Here is a 19,079-nt window from a genome sequence, read left to right as displayed (position 1 = left end):
CGTATGTGAAGGGGAGTGGTGTGAGTTTTAGAGGTGGTGAACGTCAAAAGTGGCTTCTCTATCGGAATTCCATATGTTAAGTGTACTTGCACAAGAAATGAATATGCGTAAAGCAGCTGAACGATTGTTTGTATCACAACCAGCTCTTTCTCAAAGGTTACAAAATATCGAGAAAGAATGGGGAAGTAGATTATTCGTACGGTCTCAAAAGGGATTGTCCTTAACACCAGCAGGTGAAATGGTCATCAAGTTTGTTAATGAGGTCGTGGTAGCTGAGGAAAAGGTAAAAGAATCGATTCAGTCTTTAAATACTGAAGTATACGGGACATTGAAAATTGCTGTTGCTTCCATTGTCGGGCAAAATTGGTTACCTCAAGTATTAAAGAAATTTGTTAATCGCTATCCTCAAGCGAAAATATCCTTGATTACAGGCTGGAGTAGTGAAATTCTAAGATCACTTTATGATGACGATGTACATATTGGGATTATTCGCGGTACACCAGATTGGAAAGGTGTTAAGATACCTTTATTTAAAGATAGCCTGTATCTTGTTGATACAGAGATTAAGGATACGAATCAAATATTAGAAACCGATCGGCCCTTTATTCAATTCAAAAGTGATTCAAATTATTATCAAGAGATACAAGACTGGTGGTTAAGGAAATTTAAGACACCGCCGAAAAGGACGATTGTAGTCGATCAAATTGAGACCTGTAAACAAATGACATTAAATGGGATAGGTTATGCAATATTACCTGCCATTACATTAACGGGGATGGAGAAAAATATATTTATTAGTCCCCTACAGGATGAAAACGAACAACCTATTAGTCGTGATACATGGTTACTTGGATATGAATCAGCTTTTGAGCTGAAGCAAGTACAAGCATTTGTCGAATTAATTAAACAACATATAGCTGAAGAACAAAAATGATAATATCACTTGTTTTCAATGCGTTAGTTTGTTAAATTAATTCTAGTTAGTTTATACATATATGAACATCAAAGGAGGAATTACAATGAAAATGATGGATGCAAATGAAATCATTTCTTTTATTCAAAATAGTACTAAATCTACACCTGTAAAAGTCTATATTAAAGGTGATTTAGAGAATATCGATTTTGGAAGCTCAAGTCAATCTTTTCTGAATGGTCAAAGTGGTGTCGTTTTCGGTGAATGGGCTGAAATTGAACAAGCAATTAAAAATAATGAAGCGAAAATTGAAGATTATGTAATCGAAAATGATCGCCGTAATTCTGCTATTCCATTATTAGATATGAAAAACATTAAAGCACGTATTGAACCAGGTGCAATTATTCGTGATCAAGTTGAAATTGGCGACAATGTTGTCATTATGATGGGGGCTTCTATTAATATCGGTGCTGCTATCGGAGAAGGAACAATGATTGATATGAATGTCGTCCTTGGTGGACGAGCAACTGTCGGTAAAAACTGCCACATTGGTGCAGGTTCCGTATTAGCAGGTGTCATTGAACCCCCTTCTGCAAAACCAGTTATTGTTGAAGATGACGTAGTAATTGGGGCAAATGCAGTTATTTTAGAAGGCGTAACAGTTGGTAAAGGTGCTGTTGTTGCAGCGGGTGCAATTGTCATTGATGATGTAGCACCTAATACAGTTGTAGCTGGTACACCAGCAAAGGTCATCAAACAAATTGATGATAAAACAAAATCAAAAACAGAAATTAAGCAAGAACTTCGTCAACTTTAATCATAAGGTAAAATGAATATAGAAAAAGCGTGGAAGTTTATTTCCACGCTTTTGTATATGGAGGAGAATAGTAGTTGATTGATAATCAATTTGTAAGAATACGCCGAGACTTGCATAAGATACCGGAACTAGGATTTCAAGAAGTGAAAACCCAGAAATATTTATTAGAATATATTGCCTCATTGGATCAAACGCGAATGGAAGTAAAAACGTGGAAAACTGGTATTATCTTAAGGATTAAGGGCTTCAATCCTTCCAAAACGATTGGTTACAGGGCAGATATAGATGGCCTGCCAATTGATGAAGAAACAGACTATCCTTTCCAATCCACGCATAAAGGAAATATGCATGCCTGTGGTCACGACTTTCATATGGCAATCGCACTTGGTGTATTAACTAATATCGTCAATCATCCAATTAATGATGATATGGTATTTATTTTTCAACCTGCTGAAGAAGGACCAGGTGGAGCCAAGCCATTGTTAGAATCAGCAGAATTTCAACAATGGAAACCTGACATGATTTTCGCTTTGCATATTGCACCCGAATACCCTGTTGGTACAATCGCTGTGAAAGAAGGGCTGTTGTTTGCTAATACGTCAGAATTGTTTATCGATTTAAAAGGCAAAGGTGGTCATGCAGCCTACCCTCATCAAACAATAGATATGGTCGTAGCAGCATGCTCTTTAGTTAATCAACTTCAGACCATTGTTTCAAGAAACATTGACCCTCTTGATAGTGCTGTTGTAACAGTAGGAAAAATCACTGGTGGTACAGTACAAAATATTATTGCTGAAAATGCAAGAATAGAGGGAACGATCAGAACGCTCTCACCAACATCGATGAACAGAGTAAAACAAAGAATTGAGGCGCTTGTACAAGGAGTAGAAGTGGGCTATGAATGTCAAACAACCATCGATTATGGAAGTAATTATTATCAAGTATACAATGATGAAGTGTTAACAGCCGATCTCATGCAATTCACAGAAGGCCATAAAGAGGCAAACTTATTTATTTGTAAAGAAGCGATGACAGGTGAAGACTTTGGATATATGCTACGTGAAATTCCCGGTTTTATGTTCTGGCTAGGAGTTAATTCTCCATTTGGTTTACACCATGCACGTCTTAAGCCAGATGAGGGAGCAATTAATTTAGCGATTAACTATATCGTTGATTACTTGAACTATAAAGGGAATAGGGCGTAATCACTTCATATCAATCGAGCGCACGCTCAATTATTTTCATCACTTAGCTCTTTTTGATAATATAATAATATAGATAATAAATTGAATAATTTAGAATAAATCCTAATTTAAATTCATTTTAATTTACCTTGACTATTATCAAGAAGAAATGTATAATTATTATCGATGAACAAGTTGCAAATGAGAATATACATATCAATTCTTGTTTAGTACATAATTACTGGAGGGAATTAATCATGGCAGAACGTATGGTAGGAAAACAAGCACCAAGATTTGAAATGGACGCTGTATTGGCTAATAAGGAATTTGGTAAAGTAAGTCTTGAAGAAAATATGAAGAATGATAAATGGACAGTTCTTTTCTTTTATCCAATGGATTTCACTTTTGTTTGCCCAACTGAAATTACTGCAATGTCAGATCGCTATGATGAATTCGAAGATCTTGATGCAGAAGTAATTGGTGTATCAACAGATACTATTCACACTCATTTAGCATGGATTAATACTGATCGTAAAGAAAATGGACTTGGTGATCTTAACTATCCATTAGCTGCGGATACAAACCATGTTGTATCACGTGACTATGGTGTCTTAATTGAAGAAGAAGGTGTAGCACTTCGTGGGCTATATATCATTAACCCTGAAGGAGAGCTAATGTATTCAGTAGTAAACCATAACAACATTGGCCGTGACGTTGATGAAACCCTACGTGTGCTTCAAGCACTTCAAACGGGTGGCCTTTGCCCAGCTAACTGGAAACCAGGTCAAAAAACTCTATAATTCATTAGAGTCTTATAACCCTATTGTTGGGTTACATAAGAAAAGAGGCCTAACATTCGTTTGTTAGGTCTCTTTTCTTCAGAGTTATCTATCATGAAGGGAGATTGACTATATGAAATTACGTGCGCCAATGCCTGAATTAACAGGAGCAACAGAATGGTTAAATGGACAAGTGACAAAAGAGGAGCTTATTGGTGAAAAGCCAACACTTATTCATTTTTGGTCTATCAGTTGTCATCTATGTAAAGAAGCCATGCCTCAAGTGAATCAATTTAGAGATGAATATAGTGAAAAGTTAAATGTGATTGCTGTTCATATGCCAAGGTCTGAAGATGATTTAGATTTAGAAGAAATCAAGAAAGTGGCAGCAGAACACGATATCACACAACCAATTTATGTTGATAGTGAACATAAATTGAATGATGCCTTTGAAAATCAATATGTCCCTGCTTATTATGTATTTGATAAAGAGGGTGTCCTTCGTCACTTCCAAGCAGGTGGTAGTGGAATGAAAATGTTAACAAAGCGCGTTAATCGTGTGTTGGATGAAATGGAGAAATCTGAATAAAGGGTAGCTTAAAAGCTGAGATTCATTAATCTCAGCTTTTTTTCTATTGGAATTGAAAAGATAAAATGAATCACTACATTTATGGCTTTTCCATTCATAAATGTGGTAGAATAATGTTCGTTAATAGGTGATAATTCGGAGGTTTACTTATGAGAAAAAACTTTGTTGTCATTGGTTTAGGTAGATTTGGTGGTAGTATTTGTAAAGAGCTAACGGAACAAGGGATGGAAGTAATGGCGATTGATTCGAATGAGGCAAGAGTGAATGAGTTTTCAGTTATTGCCTCTCACGCAGTAGTAGGTGATACAACGGATGATGCTGTCATTAAAAGTCTGGGTTTGCGTAACTTCGATCACGTAATTGTAGCCATCGGAGACGATATTCAAGCAAGTATATTGACAACATTGATGTTAAAAGAAAATGGCGTTAAAAAAGTAACTGTTAAAGCTCAAAATGATTATCATGGCAAAGTATTAAGTAAAATAGGGGCAGACGTCATTGTGCACCCTGAGAGAGATATGGGGATTAGGATTGCTCATAAGTTAGCCTCCAATAGTATACTTGATTATTTAGAGTTATCTGATGAGCATAGCATCGTTGAAATTGAAGCAAATGAAAGAATTGGCGGTCATTCGATTATTGATTTGGATATAAGAGCAAAGTATGGTGTGAATATAGTAGCAATCAAACGCAGGTCAAGTATTATTGTCTCGCCACAAGCTACGGAAATTATACAATATAAAGATGTACTTATTGTTATTGGGGCAGATAATGATATTAATCGTTTAGAGAAAAAGATGTTAAGTTAAAAAAAAGCATTCGAGGTAAACTCGAATGCTTTTTATCATACTTCCATAATGATAGGTAGTATCATTGGACGGCGTTTTGTTTTTTCATATAAGAACGGAGCAAGTGTATCTGTAATTTCGTTTTTAATCTCAGACCATTGTGTTGTTTTTCTTTCCATCACTTTATTCAAATGTTTAGCGATTAAGGATTGTGCATCATTGATAAGGTCTCCAGATTCTCTCATGTATACAAATCCTCTAGAAATTAAGTCTGGGCCAGCAGAAATCTTAAACTCTTTCATGTTAATACTAACAACAACCACAACTAGTCCTTCTTCTGATAGAATGCGGCGGTCACGTAAAACAATATTTCCTATATCGCCAATACCATTACCATCGATATACACATTACCTGATGGGATTTTCCCTGCAACTTGAGCAGTCTGATCACTGAGGGCTAGCACATCACCATTGTCCATGATAAAGATATCTTCTTCATTCACACCACAATCTATAGCTAGGCCAGCGTGCATTTTTTGCATGCGATATTCACCGTGTATCGGCATGAAGAACTTTGGTTTGATTAATCTTAACATAAGCTTTTGCTCTTCTTGTCCACCATGTCCTGATGTGTGAATATTATTTAATTTACCATAAATCACTTCAGCACCAGCACGTGAGAGACGATCAATCGTTCTACTTACACTAATCGTATTACCAGGTATTGGTGAAGAAGAAAAGACAACAGTATCACCCGGGTGAATCTGTATTTGGCGATGTGTACCATTTGCGATTCTTGAAAGTGCTGCCATCGGTTCGCCTTGACTTCCCGTACAAAGGATAGTGACTTGGTTAGCAGGGAGACGATTAATTTGCTGTGCATCAATAAATGTATCTTTTGGTGCAGTAATATAACCAAGTTCTTGACCAATATTAATTGCAGCTTCCATACTTCTTCCAAACACTGCGACCTTTCTTCCGTTCCTTACAGCTGCTTCTGTTACTTGCTGAAGACGATGAATGTTCGAAGCAAAGGTAGCAAAGATAATTCTACCCTCTACTTTACGGAAAATATCATGAATGCTATCTCCGACTTTTCTTTCAGACATCGTAAATTCAGGAATTTCACTATTTGTACTATCTGAAAGTAAGCAAAGGACACCTTCTTTACCAATTTCAGCGATTTTAGTTAAATTAGCAGGTTCACCAACTGGCGTAAAATCAAATTTAAAGTCTCCAGTATGAACGACTTGACCTGGAGGAGTTTTTACAACAATCCCATAAGAATCAGGGATACTATGCGTTGTTCTAAAGAATGTCACAGAAGTTTTTCTAAATTTAATGATATCATCTTCCTGAATCTCATATAACTTCGTCTGTCTTAGTAAACCATGTTCTTCAAGCTTATTTTTTAATAAGCCTAGTGCTAGTTTTCCACCATAAATGGGGATATTTATCGTTTTTAATAAATACGGAATCCCGCCGATATGGTCCTCGTGTCCGTGCGTAATAAACAAACCTTTAATCTTATCTTCATTCTTTTGTAAATAAGTGTAATCAGGAATAACATAGTCAATCCCTAATAATTCATCTTCCGGAAATTTAATTCCCGCATCAATTAGGATAATCTCATCTTGGAATTGTACTGCATACGTATTTTTTCCGATCTCTCCAAGACCACCAAGAGCGAATACAGCAGTCTGGTCATTTTTAACAAATTTCATAAATTATTCAATCTCCAATACTTTAAAATCTTGATGATCTTGCTCATAAGCTAAGTAGTCACCTTCAACTGCTGTAACAAACTCAATATTGATTGGACGCGTTTTTAGTTTAGTTCGCACGTCCCTTTCATTTTTACCTTCTACATACACGGTTTTTGTGTGCTCACGTACAGGCACTTCTTTCGCGGACTCTTGATAGTAAACTTTAAATAACATAGGGTATCTCTCCTTATTCCGTAGTCTTTATCTATATTTTTTAAAAAGTAACATGAGATATAGGATAAGAGATCGTTACATGTAAGTATATTAAGGAAAAAAGGCTGCTCATACATTGACTCATTATTTATTTTTAGTATGGTTACCTACCAGGGGTAACAAAGACCTTTTTTAAGAATCAATGTTTAGCATTACTTACTCGACTTTAAATCGTATGTTTAAATAATTTATAGACTAAGCCAAATATTGGTCTTATATACTTAACATTGTTGGATTTCTTAACACAATCTAATGTATTTACTTAGTTAAAGCGTTAATTGTATAATAAAATTAAATCAGTCTAGTGGCTTTCATCATCATGCCCATTCTTATTTATGTCTAAAACAGTGACTTTTTATTTCACGAATTGCCATTTCATTTCTGTATGTCATGTATGTAATTAAGTGTATTGATTATAAATTTACAATAATGAAGGAGCCCTTCGCAAGTTTGAAGGGCTCAAAATCCGTTTTCACTACTATTTGTCATACTTTAAACACTTTTCGATTCAATTCCCTTAATCCTATTGTATACGATATGCGTGTAAAGTAAAGCCTTCGGTTAGAGTTTTAGTAAAAAATGTTATTGATCTGTAGTTGTTTGACATCTTAAACAAGAAGGTTATATGGTTTTAGTGGTGGGAATCGTAATGAACAGAAATCATTTATCATGTAGGTAGAAAAAAGGAGTTATAAAATGAAAATTGTATTTTTTGATATAGACGGAACTTTGCTCAATAAAGATAATGTTATACCTGATTCAACAAAAAAAGCGGTCAAGCAGTTACAGGAAAATGGCATTTATGTAGCGATTGCTACAGGAAGAGCTCCATTTATGTTTAAGCATATTAGAGAGCAATTAGATATTGAGTCTTTTGTTAGTTTTAACGGTCAATATGTTGTGTTTGAAGGGAACGTCATCTATAAAAACCCCTTAAATAAGGTCCAGTTAAGACAATTAGAGAAACATACACATAAAAATGGTCATCCGATGGTCTATTTAAATGAAGAGACAATGAAATCATCTGTTTCTCATCATCCATATATTCAAGAAAGTATGGATAGCCTTGATTTTCCACACCCTGAAGAAGATGCTATTTTCTATGAAAAGAAAGAGATTTATCAGGCACTTGTTTTCTGTAAACATGAGGATGAAAGCCTATATTTAGATGTTTATGACGATTTTGGCTTTGTAAGATGGCATCGTGTATCTACTGATGTTGTCCCATCTGGAGGAACGAAAGCAGAAGGAATAAAAGAAATGATTAAGAGACTAAACATCAGCATGGAAGATGTATACGCTTTTGGTGATGGTTTAAATGATATTGAAATGCTTGAGGCTAGTGGTGTCGGTGTTGCTATGGGAAACGCTTTTCCAGAAGTTAAAAAAGTCGCAAATATGGTGACTGAACATGTAGACGAAGATGGGATATGGAAGGGGTTAAGAAGGCTGGAATTAATATAACGAAAGCCTGGGTAAAGATTAAAATGGAGGGAGTAATTATACTCTCCTCCATTACTTAAGAACTTTACATTCTTTCTATCGCAATAGCATTTTCAATTGGTTTGAAAGGGTCTTGTTGATTTATATGGTCATAGAACATCACACCGTTTAAATGATCAATTTCATGTTGAAAACAAATAGCAGGTAACCCTTTTAATCTTATTTTAACTTCTTCATTGTCAATGTTATACCCTTTAACTGTAACTCGTGCATACCTTGGAACAAACCCTTCAATCGCCTCATCCACTGAAAGACAGCCTTCTCCAGCTGTTAAATATGCCTTCTCAACTGAATGGCTAATAATTTTGGGGTTGAAGAGTGCGTAACTGATTAAGTTGTTTTTTTCATCCGAACAATGAACGGCAATCATTCTTTTTGATACATTTATTTGTGGAGCTGCTAACCCTATTCCTGGCCTTAATCCATATTGCTCCGCAATGGCAGGGTTTTGACTATTTTGTACATACATCATCAAATCGTTTAATAGTTTCTTGTCCTCTGAAGAAGCTGGTAAAATAACCTCTTCGGCTACTTTCCTTAACACAGGATGACCATCTCGGACAATATCATTCATCGTTAACAAAATCTCAACACTCCTTGAAAAGGTAAATATCATGTTTTTGTATTTTTTAGGATCTATTGAAAAGTTTTAGTGAAATAAGGGTGTCTTATGTTCCCTCTCTTTTCAATCGACAAGGTAATGAAATAAGTTTACCAAACAAAATTGAAAAAGTTAATCTAATCATTGACATATTCTCTATGTAAAGGTGTAGATATTATCTACACCCTCCAAATACTAGTTCCAAAGAGCTGCCCCTACGATAATCAATAAAATAAAGAGAACGATAATTAAAGCAAATCCACTTCCACCACAACCGTTTCCACAACCAGCATTACCGTATCCGTATCCAGACATAGTTTATACCTCCAGCATTTTTCATTTTCATCCTTAGCGGACGATTAGTATAGGCTATGACCAAGAAAAGCAAATTGTATGGGCCAGCGCCTAAAGCATAGTTGAAAATAACAAGAATATATATAGTACTAGTTAATAATTGTAAAATGTTTAAAGTATCGATATAGTAGAAGTGATAAACGACAAAATTTTTATAAATTAGACAAGTTTATGCAAAGAGAGATACATAATGGTCTAGACGAATTAAGTGGAGGGATAGGATGTATAAGAAAGTAAAACTCATTGGACTAACAATGGTCGCAAGTATCGTATTCCTAGGTGGTTGCAGTCAAAGTCCAAAAGAAGAGATGCTCAATACGTTAGAGGAAGTTGCTCAAGCTGAACAAGAATTCAAAAATCAACAGGAGCCTCTTGTAGAAATTGAGAAAAAAGAAAAAGAAATTTATGATCAAATTATTGCTTTAAGTATGAAAGAATTCGATCAAATTAAAGAACTTTCAAATGAAGCGATTGAACTTGTTAATGAACGACAAGAATTAATGAAAAAAGAAGAAGGTAGCATTAATGCTTCGCAAAAAGAGTTCGAAAAAACGGAGAAGCAAATGAGTAAAATTGAAGATGAAAATTTAAAAAAGTCAGCTGAGGAATTATACGATGTTATGATGCAGCGTTATGATGTACACAGTGAATTATACAATCATTATATGAATTCAACTGAAATGGACATTGAATTGTATGAGCTATTTAAAAAAGAAGATGTTACATTAGAACAGCTTGAATCCCAAATTGAGAAAATTAATCAATCATATGAGAAGATTGTAGAAAATAATGAAACATTTAATGAAAAAACGAAAGAATATAATGATAAGAAGCTTGCGTTTTATAAGGATGCTGGCATAGAAATGGAAGAGAAAAAAGAATAGTATACGATTAAAAGAGTATATGTAAACGAGCAAATTCAATTATCTGGATTTGCTCGTTGTTTGTTTATATAATGATTTTCCTTTAAAAAAGTGATTGAACTTTTGATTAATAAAAAATTATAAGTTAAGATCTTTTTTTGTGACGGAGATAACTATGTGCTCAAAGATTTTGGCAGAGTTTATTCAGACTAGTATACTGGAAAGTTTCGAAAAAGCGGGTTATAAAATAATGAAAATAGTCTAATTATATCTCTTTTTATGAATATTACCTTTATTATAACAGATGGATAATACTACTCTTTTATATAGTACAGATTAAGACAGTTAAAGTTTTAAATTTTCATTCATTATTATTTAAAATGATTTAAAACCAAAAAAATAAAGGTTTTCACAATTGACGAATGAAAAACCTTATATTAAAATAAATGCAAACGAAGAAAAGTGTGTCATTCATTTTTGTGATACAACTAGTACAGTTTGAAGAAAAGAAGTTATAATAATAAAGACGTTTTTTTTGTTGGTATTTGTGGAAAACTATACTATGTGTTGTCATCAGACAAATATAAACGTGATATTCTCCATTTGATAATCAATTAAGCGTTTTTAAAATAAGAAAGGGTGACTTTTTATGGCTTCAAAAACGAAAAAGGCTAGTTTAGATGTAAAGAAGCAACTTGAAAAAGTAGAAGATCAATTTGAAACACTGCAAATTTTAGATGAAGAAGGTAAAGTTGTTAATGAATCAGCAATGCCAGATCTAAAAGATGAGCAATTACAAGAACTAATGAAACGGATGGTGTACACACGTATTCTTGACCAACGTTCCATTTCTTTAAATAGACAAGGTAGACTGGGCTTTTATGCGCCAACTGCTGGACAAGAAGCATCTCAACTGGCTTCACAATTTGCTTTAGAGAAAGAAGATTTTATTTTACCTGGATATAGAGATGTCCCTCAAATCATTTGGCATGGCCTTCCGCTTGCTCAAGCATTCTTATGGTCTAGAGGTCATTTTGAAGGTGGAAACATCCCAGAGGACGTCCACGTGATTGCACCACAAATTATTATTGGTGCACAATACATTCAAACTGCAGGAGTAGCATTAGGTATTAAGAAACGTGGCGAAAAGAAAGTAGCGATTACTTATACTGGTGATGGTGGAGCTTCACAAGGTGATTTCTATGAAGGAATTAACTTTGCTGGTGCCTTCAAAGCACCTGCTATTTTCATTGTTCAAAACAATCGCTTTGCCATTTCAACACCTGTAGAGAAGCAATCTGCTGCTAAAACAATTGCACAAAAAGCTGTTGCTGCAGGAATTCCTGGTATTCAAGTTGATGGTATGGATGCTCTAGCTGTTTATGCTGCTGTTAGTGAAGCACGTGAGCGCGCTATTAATGGAGAAGGACCAACATTAATTGAGACATTAACTTATCGTTACGGTCCTCACACAATGGCTGGCGATGACCCGACGCGTTACAGAACAAGTGATCTCGATAATGAATGGGAAAAGAAAGATCCACTTGTTCGCTTCCGTAAATTCCTAGAAGGCAAGAAATTATGGAATGAAGATATGGAAAACGAGGTCATTGAAAAAGCAAAAGAAGATATAAAAGTGGCTATTAAAGAAGCTGATAACACACCAAAACAAAAAGTAACTGACTTAATCAATATTATGTATGAAGAAATGCCTTATCACCTTAAAGAACAATATGAAATTTATAAAGAGAAGGAGTCGAAGTAAGCCATGGCGCAAATGACAATGATCCAAGCAATCACTGATGCACTTCGTACAGAACTTAAGAATGACCCGAATGTATTAGTATTTGGAGAAGACGTAGGCGTAAACGGTGGAGTGTTCCGTGCTACTGAAGGTCTTCAAAAAGAATTCGGCGAAGAGCGTGTGTTTGATACACCACTAGCGGAATCTGGAATTGGCGGTCTTGCAGTCGGACTTGGTTTACAAGGCTATCGCCCAGTTCCTGAAATTCAATTCTTTGGATTTGTTTATGAAGTAATGGATAGTATTTCCGGACAGCTTGCTCGTATGCGCTATCGTTCTGGAGGAAGATATAATGCCCCTGTTACTATTCGTTCACCATTTGGTGGCGGTGTACACACACCAGAAATGCATGCTGATAGTTTAGAAGGATTGGTGGCTCAACAACCTGGTCTAAAGGTCGTTATTCCTTCTTCTCCATATGATGCAAAAGGTCTTTTAATTTCTGCGATTCGAGATAATGATCCTGTTATTTTCTTGGAGCATATGAAATTATATCGTTCATTCCGCCAAGAAGTGCCTGAAGAAGAATATACAATTCCTCTAGGTAAAGCTGAAGTGAAACGTGAAGGTAATGACATATCAATTGTTACTTATGGTGCAATGGTGCATGAAGCATTAAAGGCGGCTGACGAATTAGAAAAAGAAGGACATTCAGCAGAAGTGATTGACCTTCGAACAGTTAGCCCAATTGATATTGAAACAATTATTTCTTCAGTTGAGAAAACAAACAGAGCAATTGTTGTGCAAGAAGCACAAAAACAAGCTGGTGTTGCAGCAAATGTTGTGGCTGAAATTAACGACCGTGCGATTCTTAGCTTAGAGGCACCTGTATTACGTGTAGCAGCACCTGATACTGTGTTTGCTTTTCCACAAGCGGAAACAGTATGGTTGCCGAACTATAAAGACATTATTCAAACTGCAAAAAAAGTAATTGAATTTTAAATAAAATAGGGAACGTGACCCCTAATTTCTTTAATAACTATGATACAATAGGATGGTGAATTTAATTGGCATTTCAATTTAGATTGCCTGATATCGGTGAAGGTATCCATGAAGGCGAAATCGTCAAATGGTTTGTAAAAGCTGGTGATGAAGTTCAAGAAGATGATGTTCTTTGTGAAGTTCAAAATGATAAAGCGGTAGTTGAAATACCTTCTCCTGTAAAAGGGAAAGTAGAAGAGATTCACGTAGAAGAAGGTAGCGTAGCCACTGTTGGACAAGTACTTATTAGCTTCGATGCACCTGGTTATGAAGACTTAAAGTTTAAAGGTGACCATGAAGAAGAAGAGTCTGAGGAAAAGAAAGAAACAGAATCTCAAGTTCAAGGAACTGCTGAAGAAGGAGAAAGTGTAGAAAAAGAGAAAACAGCTCCTAAAGATGAAGACAAAAAAGAAGGAAAAGTTATCTCTGAAACAAACACTGACTCTAATCAGCGTGTTATTGCTATGCCTTCAGTACGTAAGTATGCAAGAGAAAAAGGTGTAGATATTCAACAAGTAAGCGGTAGCGGAAAAAATGGACGTGTGGTAAAAGAGGATATTAATCTATTCTTAGAAGGTGGAAATGAGCAACAAGCTGACACTGAGCCTCAACAACAAGACGCTTCGGTTGAAAGTAAGGAAGAGGAGAAATCCCAAACTCAGTCTATTCCTGAAGGAAGCTATCCTGAAACACGTGAAAAAATGAGTGGTATTCGAAAAGCGATTGCTAAAGCAATGGTTAAGACGAAGCAAACGGCTCCGCATGTGACATTAATGGACGAAATCGATGTAACAAAATTAGTTGCTCATCGTAAGAAGTTCAAAGAAGTTGCCGCAGAAAAAGGAATTAAATTAACCTTCTTACCTTATGTAGTAAAAGCATTAACAAGTGCATTACGTGAATATCCAGTCCTTAACACTTCACTAGATGAAGAAGCGGGAGAAATCGTTCACAAGCATTATTACAATATTGGTATCGCTGCTGATACTGATAGAGGGTTACTTGTACCAGTGGTTAAAGATGCTGACCGTAAATCAATATTCACTACGTCAAATGAGATAAATGAATTAGCTACAAAAGCAAGAGATGGAAAACTTTCAGGAAGCGAAATGAAAGGTGCTTCTTGTACGATAACAAATATCGGCTCTGCTGGTGGTCAATGGTTTACACCACTTATTAACCAACCAGAAGTAGCTATTTTAGGTATCGGTCGAATTGCTGAAAAAGCAATCGTCAAAGATGGAGAAATTATCGCAGCACCAGTTCTAGCATTATCATTGAGCTTTGATCACCGCATCATCGATGGCGCTACTGCTCAAAATGCACTAAATCACATCAAGCGTTTACTAAATGACCCAGAATTATTGCTAATGGAGGCGTAAGAAATGGTAGTAGGAGATTTCCCAATTGAAACAGATACTATAGTAATTGGTTCAGGTCCAGGAGGATATGTGGCAGCCATTCGTGCCGCACAAACAGGACAAAAAGTAACAATCGTAGAAAGAGGTGAAGTAGGGGGCGTATGCTTAAACGTTGGATGTATTCCATCTAAAGCATTGATCTCTGCTGGTCACCGTTATGAAACGGCTAAAGAATCAGAATCAATTGGTATTACAGCTGAAAACGTAAAAGTTGATTTCTCTAAAGTCCAAGAATTTAAAGCTGGCGTAGTTAAAAAGTTAGTAGGCGGTGTTCAAGGCTTACTTAAAGGTAACAAAATTGACATTGTTAAAGGTGAAGCGTACTTTGTCGATGCCAACACTTTACGTGTAATGGATGACAATTCCGCACAAACATACACTTTCAAAAATGCGATTATTGCAACTGGTTCAAGACCAATTGAACTACCAGCATTTAAATATTCTAAACGTGTATTAAATTCTACAGGGGCGCTAGCGCTTGAGGAAATTCCAGAAAAAATCGCAGTTATTGGTGGCGGTGTAATTGGTGTCGAGCTTGGTGGTGCATACGCAAGCTTTGGTTCTCAAGTAACTATTCTAGAAGGTGCAGATGATATTCTTCTAGGTTTTGAGAAACAAATGACAACACTTGTGAAAAAGAACTTAAAGAAAAAAGGTGCAGAAATTATTACTAAAGCATCTGCAAAGTCAGTTGAAGAAACTGAAAATGGTGTAAAAGTAACTTATGAAGTAAAAGGTAAAGAAGAAGTTTTAGAAGCTGATTACTTATTTGTTATGGTTGGTCGTCGTCCTAACACAGATGAACTTGGCCTTGAGCAAGTAGGTGTGAAAATGACTGATAAGGGCGTAATTGAAGTTGACAAACAATGTCGTACAAATGTAAATAGCATTTTTGCTATTGGTGATGTTGTGGCTGGACCTCAACTAGCACATAAAGCTTCATATGAAGGTAAAATTGCTGCTGAGGCAATTGCTGGTGAACCGTCTGAAATTGACTATCTTGGCATTCCTGCTGTTGTATTCTCAGAACCTGAACTTGCAACTGTAGGCTATTCAGAAGCCCAAGCAAAAGAGGAAGGTCTTGAGTATACAGCTGCTAAGTTCCCATTTGCTGCAAATGGCCGTGCGTTGGCTCTTGATAGCACAGATGGTTATGTGAAGTTAATTACGCGTAAAGAAGATGGATTAGTAATCGGTGCGCAAATCGCTGGTGCAAATGCATCTGATATGATTGCTGAGCTCGGCTTAGCGATTGAAGCAGGAATGACTGCAGAAGATCTTGCGATGACTATTCATGCCCATCCAACTTTAGGTGAGATTACAATGGAAGCAGCTGAGGTTGCTCTAGGGACACCTATTCATATTGTAAAATAATTATTTTACAAATCGCTGTTATATGATGAACTGCACCACAAATGTTTGCTACATTTGCTGGTGCAGTTTTTTTTTGCAAAAAAGTAGCTGTTTAAGGTAAAATTCCTGGAATGCATAAAAAATTCAAGATTATTGAAGAGTGACTTATGTTATGTCTCATGATGTAAGTTAAAGCAAATCTCACACGACTAAAATTCTACATGAAATTAGCACTTTTTTCACTTAATTGGAAAGAATACGGAAGTTTTTGGTATATGTTGTATGATACAATGGAAATATCGTTCTATTCGCATGCATACAATGTTAGAAATAAAAGTGCAAATTTTCAGGACGGTGAGGGTATGAGGCTATACACGGTCGTTATTTTACAGTTAATCATATGGAGTGGTTACACATTTGTTGAATGGTTATCAAGATATGACAAATTAAGTATGAAGGTCATCATCCTGCTTATATTTGTTTATTTTGCCATGGTATTGGGTAATCATTTATTACATTCAAAAATGAGAACAGTATTAGCTACTTCTATCAGTATTAGCGTATATTTATTTTTCTATTTCATTATGTTCTACATAGATGATCTAATAAGATAACTTTTAACAAAAGAAATGCTTGAGAGGAATGAATGAGATGAAGAACAGTTTTTTCGTTTTATTACTTAGTCTTGTTTTAGTTGTTACAGCATGTGGTAATGAAGAAAAAGAAACAACGAATGAGCCAAAAGACGATGAAGCGATAGAAGAAACAGAGCAGGAAGAAGAAACGAATCCACAAGAAGAAGAAAAGGATGAAGGTGTGACTGAAGAGAAAGAAGATTTGGCAGAAGTTGATGTCCAACCATCATATATCGTTAATGAAAAAACATGGAAGGTTGAGCCGATAAAAGATGCTAATGATAAAGTTGTATTGTTAACGATTGATGATGCACCGGACAAGCATGCATTGGAAATGGCAAAAACATTAAGTGAAAAAAAAGTGCCTGCTATTTTCTTTGTCAATGGGCATTTCCTACAAAGTGAAGAAAGTAAAAAGACATTGAAAGAAATTGCTGATTTAGGTTTCCCAATTGGTAACCATACATATCACCATGAGAACTTAACGGAGATTTCAGAAGAAAAGCAAAGAGAGGAAATCATTTCTTTAAATGATTTAGTAGAGGAGATCATTGGAAGTAGACCTCAGTTTTTCAGAGCTCCGTTTGGGGCGAACACAGACACTAGCTTGAGAATTGCTAAAGAAGAGGAAATGATACCAATGAATTGGACTTTTGGGTATGATTGGGAAGTAGATTACCAGTCAAAAGATGCATTAGAAAAGATCATGGTAGAGAACCCTTATTTGAGTAATGGAGCTATTCTATTAACACATGATCGTTCATGGACCAATGAAGCATTGGAAGGAATTATTAATGGCATACAAGAGAAGGGCTATGAGTTTCTAGATCCAAACAAAATACAAAAAGAAAAAGAGGCAGCTTAAGGCTGATCCTCTTTTTCTTTTCTTGTTGCCCGTCCATTAATAAATCGTGAAGTAATGGAGTAAATTGAGAAGAATAATAGAAAGTAGCTTAAAATATTTAAAAGAAATGGAACCCATTGGATACTCGTCTCAGCGTCAAGTGGTGAGGTGAATTCTATTACTTGCGGGTAGGATGATGTATCGTCTGAAACGGTTACGCTCTGTTTGGCATAAGGAAATGGCCCCCCAAACAAAAATGATTGTTCTAATGGTTCTGGCACATCTTCGAGATATTTACTGAAAATAAATGGCGAGATGAATGTGAAAATAAGTGCACTGATTAAAGTTATTATGACTGGTTTTCGCATGAAGATTATAACCCCTCTAGCTGAAGTATTTTTTCATTGTAGTTTTCTTTTGTAGTAGTACATGATTCGTCCATTGAATAGATGAAGCTCGGCTTGTAGTTTTTTAGCGAGAAATTTGCAATATTCATTTGCTTTTCCTTTATCGCCGAACGTTGCTACTTCAGGCAATGTAAAGCAAATATTTGTTTGAATCCTCGGTATATCATCATTATCCATTATTTTTTCTTTTTGAATAGAAATAAGGATGGCACGATATCTTTCATTTTCAGAATAAAGAGTAATTTGTTCTCCTTGTTTCTCATTAGAATCAATGATCTCATATGGGAAAGCAGCTTCACTATAGGCCCAATCCACCTGATTTCCAGTTTTTGCAGTGATGTCTTTATAATATTGGAAATAATCTTTTAGTTCAGTTGTTGTAATTGTGTCAATCTTGGATGCAGGCACTAGCTTAATCGATGCATATGCATTCATTTAAAAAAGCCTCCATTCAAAAATCCTAAGGGTATACACTATATCTATTCTATCACCAGTGAAATATATGTGACAATGAAAATGTTGCATAGAAATCAAAGATAAATTATAATAATATTCAAATTATTTAAAGGAGGGTGGATATGAAGTTTTTAAATCAAATGTATGATGATTTAGAGGATGTACATGCCAGATTTGTTGGCTTTTCTTCTTCTATTACTCGCTACGATTTTGCCATTTTTTCGGTCCCTTTCTTTACAAAACCCCTTGTGGTTTGCTTGCAGACGAGTTGTTCTACTCTCCTCGATATAAAAGATCTTGATGATCGCCATTACCTCCAAAAAGCTTTTCAAATTGAAAGTAATGAACAAACAGCTGAACTTATTCAATTTTTTAAGATTGAATTAAATAAGTAAGGTTGTAGATAAATCAAGGTTAATAAGGTACAAGAAATCAGTTAATATGCTGATTTCTTTTTCTTTTGCGATATTTAGTATGTCTTATTTTATCGATATTAGTTAAAAAAAGGGCTTGATAAGATAAATAGTATGTATTATTATAATATATAAGATGAAAACGATTACAATGAATGATGAAAGGATGGATGAAGAATGGGTACCATCGTTTGTCAAATATGTGACGAAACTATTGAAGTTTTTGAAGATGAAAAGGTGTCAGTTTTATACGGTCAATGTGGATGTAAAAATGAGCATAGCAAGATGCACATTGAAGAATAGATCATATATTAAACTATTAATCTTTATAATAAACAGAGTGCAAATGCCATAGATTTAATCTATGGCATTTTTTATAGGGTTCTTATCATAAT

22 protein-coding genes are annotated in these 19,079 nt (G+C 35.4%); 16 read left to right on the top strand and 6 right to left on the bottom strand.

Going from position 1 to position 19,079, the window contains the following annotated elements; all coding sequences use genetic code 11:
- Window positions 1-49 precede the first annotated feature (49 nt).
- The 6 genes from MKX29_RS23510 to MKX29_RS23485 all read left to right on the top strand — a co-directional run bounded on the left by MKX29_RS23510 (window position 50) and on the right by MKX29_RS23485 (window position 5,091).
- Window positions 50-934 (top strand): LysR family transcriptional regulator, encoded by an 885-nt coding sequence (locus MKX29_RS23510; protein WP_281202404.1) that lies wholly within the window; start codon window positions 50-52, stop codon window positions 932-934.
- An 85-nt stretch (window positions 935-1,019) separates the two neighbouring features.
- Window positions 1,020-1,730, top strand: a complete 711-nt coding sequence (gene dapD / locus MKX29_RS23505) for a 2,3,4,5-tetrahydropyridine-2,6-dicarboxylate N-acetyltransferase (protein WP_224937846.1) — start codon at window positions 1,020-1,022, stop codon at window positions 1,728-1,730.
- A 74-nt stretch (window positions 1,731-1,804) separates the two neighbouring features.
- Window positions 1,805-2,935 (top strand): N-acetyldiaminopimelate deacetylase, encoded by a 1,131-nt coding sequence (locus MKX29_RS23500; RefSeq protein ID WP_341108068.1) that lies wholly within the window; start codon window positions 1,805-1,807, stop codon window positions 2,933-2,935.
- Between the two features lie 236 nt (window positions 2,936-3,171).
- Window positions 3,172-3,714, top strand: a complete 543-nt coding sequence (locus MKX29_RS23495; protein ID WP_095369690.1) for a peroxiredoxin — start codon at window positions 3,172-3,174, stop codon at window positions 3,712-3,714.
- Between the two features lie 112 nt (window positions 3,715-3,826).
- A complete protein-coding gene (locus MKX29_RS23490; protein ID WP_224937848.1) occupies window positions 3,827-4,282 on the top strand; it encodes a TlpA disulfide reductase family protein in 456 nt (151 codons plus the stop codon).
- 149 nt (window positions 4,283-4,431) lie between these two features.
- Window positions 4,432-5,091 carry a potassium channel family protein gene (locus tag MKX29_RS23485; RefSeq protein ID WP_224937849.1) on the top strand — a complete coding sequence of 220 codons (660 nt, stop codon included), beginning with the start codon at window positions 4,432-4,434 and terminating at the stop codon, window positions 5,089-5,091.
- A 35-nt stretch (window positions 5,092-5,126) separates the two neighbouring features.
- Here the strand turns inward: MKX29_RS23485 and rnjA are convergent, their stop codons facing one another.
- On the bottom strand, window positions 5,127-6,794 hold the full coding sequence (gene rnjA / locus MKX29_RS23480; RefSeq protein WP_224937850.1) for a ribonuclease J1: 1,668 nt from the start codon (window positions 6,792-6,794) through the stop codon (window positions 5,127-5,129).
- Between the two features lie 3 nt (window positions 6,795-6,797).
- Window positions 6,798-7,010, bottom strand: coding sequence for a DNA-dependent RNA polymerase subunit epsilon (locus MKX29_RS23475; protein WP_095369686.1), 213 nt, complete (start codon window positions 7,008-7,010; stop codon window positions 6,798-6,800).
- 735 nt (window positions 7,011-7,745) lie between these two features.
- Here MKX29_RS23475 and MKX29_RS23470 point away from each other — a divergent pair.
- Window positions 7,746-8,513 carry a Cof-type HAD-IIB family hydrolase gene (locus tag MKX29_RS23470; RefSeq protein ID WP_251161418.1) on the top strand — a complete coding sequence of 256 codons (768 nt, stop codon included), beginning with the start codon at window positions 7,746-7,748 and terminating at the stop codon, window positions 8,511-8,513.
- Between the two features lie 64 nt (window positions 8,514-8,577).
- On the opposite strand, the gene def is transcribed toward MKX29_RS23470, so the two are convergent.
- Window positions 8,578-9,135, bottom strand: coding sequence for a peptide deformylase (gene def / locus MKX29_RS23465; protein ID WP_251161419.1), 558 nt, complete (start codon window positions 9,133-9,135; stop codon window positions 8,578-8,580).
- A 213-nt stretch (window positions 9,136-9,348) separates the two neighbouring features.
- A complete protein-coding gene (locus MKX29_RS23460) occupies window positions 9,349-9,468 on the bottom strand; it encodes a YjcZ family sporulation protein (RefSeq protein WP_289433443.1) in 120 nt (39 codons plus the stop codon).
- Between the two features lie 260 nt (window positions 9,469-9,728).
- Here MKX29_RS23460 and MKX29_RS23455 point away from each other — a divergent pair, with 260 nt between their 5' ends.
- From MKX29_RS23455 to MKX29_RS23425, 7 genes are all read left to right on the top strand, one after another.
- A complete protein-coding gene (locus MKX29_RS23455; protein ID WP_341108060.1) occupies window positions 9,729-10,391 on the top strand; it encodes a YkyA family protein in 663 nt (220 codons plus the stop codon).
- A 628-nt stretch (window positions 10,392-11,019) separates the two neighbouring features.
- A complete protein-coding gene (gene pdhA / locus MKX29_RS23450; protein ID WP_224937855.1) occupies window positions 11,020-12,135 on the top strand; it encodes a pyruvate dehydrogenase (acetyl-transferring) E1 component subunit alpha in 1,116 nt (371 codons plus the stop codon).
- A 3-nt stretch (window positions 12,136-12,138) separates the two neighbouring features.
- Window positions 12,139-13,116, top strand: a complete 978-nt coding sequence (locus MKX29_RS23445) for an alpha-ketoacid dehydrogenase subunit beta (RefSeq protein WP_341108057.1) — start codon at window positions 12,139-12,141, stop codon at window positions 13,114-13,116.
- A gap of 65 nt (window positions 13,117-13,181) precedes the next feature.
- Window positions 13,182-14,537 (top strand): dihydrolipoamide acetyltransferase family protein, encoded by a 1,356-nt coding sequence (locus MKX29_RS23440; protein WP_095369679.1) that lies wholly within the window; start codon window positions 13,182-13,184, stop codon window positions 14,535-14,537.
- Window positions 14,538-14,540: 3 nt separating this feature from the next.
- Entirely contained in the window at window positions 14,541-15,950 is a 1,410-nt protein-coding gene (gene lpdA / locus MKX29_RS23435; protein ID WP_095369678.1) for a dihydrolipoyl dehydrogenase, read from the top strand.
- Between the two features lie 341 nt (window positions 15,951-16,291).
- Window positions 16,292-16,543, top strand: a complete 252-nt coding sequence (locus MKX29_RS23430) for a hypothetical protein (RefSeq protein ID WP_095373481.1) — start codon at window positions 16,292-16,294, stop codon at window positions 16,541-16,543.
- Between the two features lie 37 nt (window positions 16,544-16,580).
- Entirely contained in the window at window positions 16,581-17,429 is an 849-nt protein-coding gene (locus MKX29_RS23425) for a polysaccharide deacetylase family protein (RefSeq protein ID WP_224937859.1), read from the top strand.
- Here the strand turns inward: MKX29_RS23425 and MKX29_RS23420 are convergent.
- Together MKX29_RS23420 and MKX29_RS23415 are read right to left on the bottom strand one after the other, a co-directional pair.
- A complete protein-coding gene (locus MKX29_RS23420) occupies window positions 17,426-17,776 on the bottom strand; it encodes a hypothetical protein (protein ID WP_341108053.1) in 351 nt (116 codons plus the stop codon). The genes MKX29_RS23425 and MKX29_RS23420 overlap by 4 nt on opposite strands.
- A gap of 33 nt (window positions 17,777-17,809) precedes the next feature.
- Window positions 17,810-18,250: a DUF1885 family protein gene (locus tag MKX29_RS23415; protein ID WP_341108051.1), complete on the bottom strand. Its 441-nt coding sequence runs from the start codon at window positions 18,248-18,250 to the stop codon at window positions 17,810-17,812.
- Window positions 18,251-18,393: 143 nt separating this feature from the next.
- Between MKX29_RS23415 and MKX29_RS23410 the strand changes: the two genes are divergently transcribed.
- Both MKX29_RS23410 and MKX29_RS23405 read left to right on the top strand, forming a co-directional pair.
- Complete coding sequence (locus MKX29_RS23410) at window positions 18,394-18,666, top strand: SAV0927 family protein (protein WP_224937862.1); 273 nt, start codon at window positions 18,394-18,396, stop codon at window positions 18,664-18,666.
- 195 nt (window positions 18,667-18,861) lie between these two features.
- The gene (locus MKX29_RS23405; protein ID WP_224937863.1) at window positions 18,862-18,987 is read left to right on the top strand and encodes a GapA-binding peptide SR1P; all 126 of its coding nucleotides are present in this window, start codon (window positions 18,862-18,864) and stop codon (window positions 18,985-18,987) included.
- Window positions 18,988-19,079: the final 92 nt, after the last annotated feature.

Source organism: Cytobacillus sp. FSL R7-0696 (assembly GCF_038006865.1).
GTDB lineage: Bacteria > Bacillota > Bacilli > Bacillales > Cytobacillaceae > Cytobacillus > Cytobacillus kochii.
The sequence above is the reverse complement of the archived record's forward strand: the minus strand, read 5'-3'. Positions and strand labels throughout refer to the sequence as shown.